Consider the following 6547-nt stretch of genomic DNA (forward strand, 5'->3'; position numbering starts at 1 on the left):
TTCCAGATCGAAGGCGCCATCGCCAACACGCGTGCCATCGGCGCCGTCCTCGGCGGCTTGCTCGGTGGACCAGTGGTGGGCCTCGCCGTCGGCCTCACCGGCGGCCTGCACCGCTACTCGCTCGGCGGCTTTACCGACGCCGCCTGCGCGGTGTCTACGACCGCCGAAGGCGTGATCGGCGGCTGCCTGCACCTCTACCTGCTGCGCAGCCAGCGCGCCGACCGGCTGCTCAGCCCGACGCTTGCGTTCTGGACGACGCTCGGCGCCGAGTTGCTACAGATGCTGATCATCCTGCTCATGGCCAGGCCGTTCGACCAGGCTGCCCGCCTGGTCGCGCATATCGTGCTGCCGATGACGCTGACCAATGCCGTCGGAGCGGCCCTCTTCATGCGCCTAATTCTCGACCGCCGGGAGACGCTGGAGAAGTATTCGATCGCCTTCTCGGCGAAAGCGCTGCGCATCGCCGAGCGCTCGGTCGGCGTGCTGCTGCAGGGCTTCGACGAGCACAACTGCAAGCGCATGGCGAGCGTCATTCAGGAAGAAACCGGCGTCGGTGCGGTGGCGATCACCGATGGCGAGAAGCTGCTCGGCTTCGTCGGTATCGGTGCCGACCACCATCTGCCGGGTACGCCGATTGCCTCGCCGCACACGCGACACGCCATCGAACACAATGAAGTCGTCTATGCCGACGGAGCCACCGTCCCCTACTGCTGTTCGCTGAGCAAGGACTGCAAGCTCGGCTCGTGTCTGGTCATCCCGCTGCGCGATGAAGAGAACCATGTCTTCGGGACGATCAAGCTCTACGAACCGAAGAGGAAACTGTTTTCCTCGCTCAATCGCACGCTCGGCGAAGGGATCGCCCGCCTGCTCTCGAATCAGGTACTTGCCGGCCGGATCGAGGAACAGAAACGACTGCTCGCGCAATCGGAAATCAAGCTCCTGCAGGCGCAGATCAACCCGCATTTCCTGTTCAATGCGCTGAACACGCTGGCGGCAGTGATTCGCCGCGACCCGGAGGCGGCGCGGCAGCTTGTGCAATACCTGTCGACCTTCTTCCGCAAGAGCCTCAAGCGGGTCGGCAACGAGGCCACGCTCGGTGATGAAATCGAACATGTCGATGCCTACCTGCGCATCGAACAAGCGCGCTTTGCCGATCGCCTCGACGTCCAGTTCGCCGTTCCCGCCGATCTGCGGCCGCTGCGTCTGCCAGCCTTCTCGCTGCAACCGATCATCGAGAACGCGGTCAAGTACGGCATTGCCCAGATGCTCGAGGCAGGAACCATCCGCATCAGCGCCCAACGTCAGGAGGGCGTGCTGACGATCGTCGTCGAGGACAGCGCCGGCCTGTATCGGCCGACACCGGGAGGCGAAGGCCTGGGGATGAACCTGGTCGATCGGCGGATCAAGATTCGCTACGGTGCGGCTTACGGCATCGAGGTGAGCTGCGAACGCGATTGCTGGACGCGCGTGGCTATTCGTCTACCGGTGGAAGAGGAACTTGCACCATGCTGACTGCGCTGATCATTGATGACGAAGCACCCTCGCGCGAGGAACTCAGGGCCCTGCTCGCCGCAGCCGCCGACATCGAGGTGCTGGGCGAATGCGCCAACGCGATCGAAGGGCTGTCGGCCATCCGTCGCCTGCGTCCGGATGTCGTCTTCCTCGACATTCAGATGCCGCGCGTGAGCGGGCTCGAAATGGTCGGCATGATCGACGCTTCGGCACTGCCGCAGATCGTCTTTGTCACCGCTTACGATGAACACGCCTTGCAAGCCTTCGAGGAGCACGCCACCGATTACCTCCTCAAGCCAATCGACCCGCAACGGCTGGCCCGCACGCTCGACTGGTTGCGCGCGGGAGTCCGGCGCTCGGGCACGGCGTTTCCGGGATCGGCCGAGACGCTGCGCCAGGTTCCCTGTTTCGGCCGCAACCGCATCTTTCTTCTGCCGCTCGACGAAGTGGAGTTCGTCCACACCGACATCGCCGGCGTCCAGGTCGTCGGTAAGGAGCGGCAGGGAACCACCGAACTGAGCCTCAAGATCCTGCAAGAGCGTTCGTCCTTGATTCGTTGCCACCGACAGTTCCTGGTCAACCTCGATCAGATCGCCGAGATCGAATTGCTCGAAAATGGCGCCGCCGAGATCATCACGCGCAGCGGCAGACGGGTGCCGGTCAGCCGCCGCCATCTGCGCGAGATGAAGGATCGCCTGCTGATTCCGTGAAAGATTTCGCCGCGCCCACTGTGTAACAAGAACAAGCGTGCCATTGCCCAGCCGACGCTTGCCGCCTGGCGTGATGTCTTGCACTCACGGCGCGAACCAGGCAAGGAGCTGCGCTCGTAATCGCTGGAACGTCTGGTCGGTACAGTGTTGAAGACTGACGCGTCCAGTGATGCTCTCGTAGATGGCCGAAGACCGCGGCCGCTTTTGCCTACGGCAAACGGCTTCGATCGCCTCCTTCGGCTGCAGCGGCTTGCCGGCAGCATCGAATTCGAAACCGCGGTGGCGCAGCCAGTCACGAATCGATTCCTCCGTGGACCACTGAAGAGCTTCGTGCAGCACGCGATCGCTTCCCCAGAGCCATATATCGACTTCCGGCGCGATGACGATGCACTTGGCACGCGACCCCCAGACGCGTTGCAGTTGCTCGTCCAGTTTTCCTTCCAGCGACAAAGGAGTTTCCCGTTCCTCGTGCCCGCAGCCTTGAAAATCCAAAAGCATGAGCGCGTGCGAAAAACGGCCAGCGTCGCATGCCAGCATGTCGGCGCCACTCGTCCGCACACCGCCGTCACGACCCATGTGCGGGCGGATGTCCCATGTCAACGGTCGGGTTCCCAGGGCTTGTGGGCGGCCCAGCGCACCGCGCAGGGCAAACTGCATGTTCTTGTCGGCAACCAGCACCACCAGGTCCTGCACGGCCGTCTCAGCTCAGAATGCCGGCAGCAAACAGGACGCCGAGATCGGGCTTCCCTTGTCTCCATTGCTGCAGGGCAGGATGCCGGTCGCCGGCAACGATGTCCGTCGCGCCCGTGCTGTCCTTGGCAAAACAAAGGATCTGCGCGGGGTCGAGCATGTTCAGCGCAACCGGGCTGTGCGTGGCGATGAGCACCTGACCGTCATAAATCGACGAGAGCGACTGGATGACGGTCTCGATGGCGCGCGGATGGATGCCGTTTTCCGGCTCTTCGATCAGGAAGACGCCATCGAGATCCTTCAAGTAAGCCGTTATCGTCAATGCCAACAGGCGCAGGGTGCCGTCGGAGGCCAGCCACGAGGGCACCTCAGCGCCGTTGGCGTACTTGATCACCAGATAGCGGTGGCGATCGTCCTCACGTTCGATCGTGTCGATGTCGGCGATGTCCTCCAGTGCGGTGCGTACATGATCCAGCCAGTGTTCAAAGCGCTGCCGATCGCGCCGCAACTCGGCTATTACCCATGGCAGGTTCGCACCATTCGTCTGGAAGTCGCGACCCAGCCCCGGAGGACTCGCTCGGCGAATGATCTGACTGTTCAGAACCACCTTCCGCACCCCCGTCTCGAGCAGATCGCGAAACCACGAACTGACCGGAAAGCTGGCCTCATCGGCAGGGATGTGCGCCAGTGCCAGCTTGCCGCGCCCAAGACGAAACGACGGGGAGTACGACTTCGCCCCCTCGGTGTAGTAGTTGTCGTTGCCGCCGGGTGTCTTCTTCATCACCACCTTGTAGCCCGGTCGTCCTTTACCGACGAATATCGACGGCGCATCTTGCCGTACCAACGGAAAGAGATCCCGTTGCACGGGCAGATCGTCCTCGTTGCTTGTGCGCAAGGACAGCGTCTCATGGTTGAGGCCCAGCTCATTGCTCGCCGCATCGAAGCCGACCTCCAGTTCGTAGCGCACGAACGTGAAGCGGCGCTTGTCTTCGGCCATGCGCGCGCGGACGGCCTTCGGAATTGGCGCCTCGACGGCAAGCTGAAACGCGTTTCTCGGGTCGGAGTCCCGCTCGGACCCCTGCCAGATCAGTTTGTCGAAACTCGCGCTGCGTGACAGGATGGTCTCGCGCACGTCGCCTCGCTGCCGCACCAGGTCGCTCAACAAACCGATCACGTCAAGAAAGGTCGTCTTGCCACTCGCGTTTGGCCCGACCAGCGCCTGCATCGGTGCCAAGACCTGATCGACGGCCTTGAGGCTGCGGAAATAACGCGTCTGAATACGGGAAAACATCGCAGCGTGCGCAAGATCGGTTGGTTTGACGAGAACGGCGAGTATAGGCGCCTTTCAGTGTGCACGAAACCGCCGGTTCGCGTTCCCGTCAGAACGTTGGTCCTGGTCGATCGATCCCGAACACGTCACCGCACGCAGCCTGCCTCGGGATCATGCGCGCACTCGCCGCCCGCGATCGTCACTCACCGCGGCAGACGCCGGGCGGTCATTCGATCGCCGCGGCTCGACAGGGAGATCGCCAACGCATGACGCGAGGAAGCAGACCGGCCCCAGCGACGCGTGTTTCTATGGGCCGCGCGACTTCAAACAGGGGCAACAGCGCCATTCGGCGGGCCCGGGACACCGCTCAATCCGCGCACCGACCGCTCGCCAGATGGTACGCACGGCGGCCAGAATCAGGGCTAGATTGCGTGCTGCACCAGGTCAGGAATCCCCGCGCCGGGGGCTTACTTCCTGTCAGTGCCTGGTCGATCAGCCATTCACCAGGCTTCGACGACCGGTTTCCCGCGGCGGCGTCGGCAGCTTTGCGAGAGGCTGCAGCCCACCGCCATGACACAATTCACTCCTGGAGGGGCCGTGAACATCGTTTCCAAACATGCCATCTGGTGGTTCTTGACGGCAGTCGGGGTATTCTCCCTCGGCACCGTGGCGCTGTCGCGTGGCGAAACCATCAACGCCTTGTGGATCGTCACTGCTGCGGTTTCGATCTATCTCGTCGCGTACCGCTACTACAGCCTGTTCATCGCCGACCGGGTGATGCAGCTCGACCCGACGCGTGCAACGCCGGCCGTCCGCCACAACGACGGCCTCGATTACGTGCCGACCAACAAGTACATCCTGTTCGGTCACCACTTCGCGGCGATCGCCGGCGCCGGCCCGCTGGTCGGCCCGGTGCTGGCTGCACAGATGGGCTACCTGCCGGGAACGCTGTGGATCATCGTCGGCGTCGTCATCGCCGGCGCCGTACAGGACTTCATGGTCCTCTTCGTCTCGACACGTCGTGACGGACGATCGCTCGGCGACCTTGTCAAGTCGGAACTCGGTTTCGTCCCGGGTATCATCGCCCTCTTCGGAACCTTCATGATCATGGTGATCATCCTCGCTGTTCTGGCGCTGATCGTCGTCAAAGCGCTGGCGGAAAGCCCGTGGGGAACCTTCACCGTCGCCGCGACGATCCCGATCGCCATGTTCATGGGCGTCTACAACCGCTTCATCCGCCCAGGGCGTGTCGGCGAGATCTCGGTCATCGGCTTCGTGCTGCTGGTTGCCGCCATCCTGGTCGGCGGTCAGGTCGCCGAGAGCGCTACCTGGGCGCCGCTGTTTACCTTCAATGGCAAGCAACTGACCTGGATGCTGATCATCTACGGCTTCGTCGCGTCGGTCTTGCCGGTGTGGCTGCTGCTCGCACCACGCGACTACCTGTCGACCTTCCTGAAAATCGGCACCATCGTCGGTCTGGCCCTGTGCATCGTCTACGTCGCACCGAATCTGCGCATGCCTGCCGTCACCCAGTTCGTTGACGGTACTGGCCCGGTGTGGTCGGGAAGCCTGTTTCCGTTCATCTTCATCACCATCGCCTGTGGCGCGGTTTCCGGCTTCCATGCTCTGATCTCCTCAGGAACGACGCCGAAGCTGCTCGACAACGAAAAGAACGCGCGCATGATCGGTTACGGCGGCATGCTGATGGAGTCGTTCGTGGCGATCATGGCGATAGTCGCCGCTTCGGTCATCGATCCTGGCGTCTACTTCGCGATGAACAGCGCGCCAGCGATCATCGGCAAGACGGTCGAAGGCGCTGCGCAAGTGATTTCGCAGTGGGGCTTCGTGATCACCCCGGAAGTGCTCACGCAGACTGCCAAGGATGTCGGCGAAAACAGCATTCTCTCGCGCGCGGGCGGCGCGCCGACGCTGGCCGTGGGAATGGCCCAGATCTTTTCGCAGGTCTTCGGCGGGCAGGCGATGATGGCTTTCTGGTACCACTTTGCCATTCTTTTCGAAGCCCTGTTCATCCTCACCGCCTGCGACGCCGGGACACGTGCCGGACGTTTCATGCTGCAGGATCTGCTCGGCACCTTCGTGCCAGCCTTGCGACAGATCAACTCCTGGCCGTCCAACCTGACGGCTACCGCCCTGTGTGTTGCCGCTTGGGGTTACATCCTGTACCAGGGCGTCGTCGATCCGCTCGGCGGCATCAACAGCCTGTGGCCGCTGTTCGGCATCTCCAACCAGATGCTGGCGGGTGTAGCGCTGATGCTGTGCACGGTCGTCCTGTTCAAGATGAAGCGGCAGAAGCACGCCTGGGTGACCATCGTGCCGGCCTCCTGGCTGCTCGTCTGCACGCTGA

At 62.9% G+C, this 6547-nt stretch carries 5 protein-coding genes; 3 read left to right on the forward strand and 2 right to left on the reverse strand.

Annotated elements, in window-relative coordinates; genetic code table 11:
• Together RKP46_RS04785 and btsR are read left to right on the forward strand one after the other, a co-directional pair.
• A partial coding sequence (locus RKP46_RS04785) for a sensor histidine kinase (RefSeq protein ID WP_311105568.1) occupies positions 1-1512 on the forward strand: 1512 nt, incomplete at its 5' end.
• On the forward strand, positions 1506-2222 hold the full coding sequence (gene btsR / locus RKP46_RS04790; RefSeq protein ID WP_311105569.1) for a two-component system response regulator BtsR: 717 nt from the start codon (positions 1506-1508) through the stop codon (positions 2220-2222). The genes RKP46_RS04785 and btsR, both read left to right, overlap by 7 nt.
• Positions 2223-2306: 84 nt before the next feature.
• On the opposite strand, the gene mads4 is transcribed toward btsR, so the two are convergent.
• Positions 2307-2915 carry a methylation-associated defense system protein MAD4 gene (mads4, locus tag RKP46_RS04795; protein ID WP_300327789.1) on the reverse strand — a complete coding sequence of 203 codons (609 nt, stop codon included), beginning with the start codon at positions 2913-2915 and terminating at the stop codon, positions 2307-2309.
• Between the two features lie 7 nt (positions 2916-2922).
• Complete coding sequence (gene mads3 / locus RKP46_RS04800; protein WP_311105570.1) at positions 2923-4203, reverse strand: methylation-associated defense system AAA family ATPase MAD3; 1281 nt, start codon at positions 4201-4203, stop codon at positions 2923-2925.
• A gap of 576 nt (positions 4204-4779) precedes the next feature.
• Between mads3 and RKP46_RS04805 the strand changes: the two genes are divergently transcribed.
• On the forward strand, positions 4780-6547 hold a 1768-nt coding region (locus RKP46_RS04805), incomplete at its 3' end, for a carbon starvation CstA family protein (protein WP_311105571.1).

It is taken from the genome of Accumulibacter sp., from assembly GCF_031732815.1.
GTDB lineage: Bacteria > Pseudomonadota > Gammaproteobacteria > Burkholderiales > Rhodocyclaceae > Accumulibacter.

Excerpts from the sequence above, each read along its gene's own strand:
- btsR (WP_311105569.1), top strand. The coding sequence starts at position 1,506 with ATGCTGACTGCGCTGATCATTGATGACGAAGCACCCTCGCGCGAGGAA.
- mads3 (WP_311105570.1), bottom strand. The coding sequence starts at position 4,203 with ATGTTTTCCCGTATTCAGACGCGTTATTTCCGCAGCCTCAAGGCCGTC.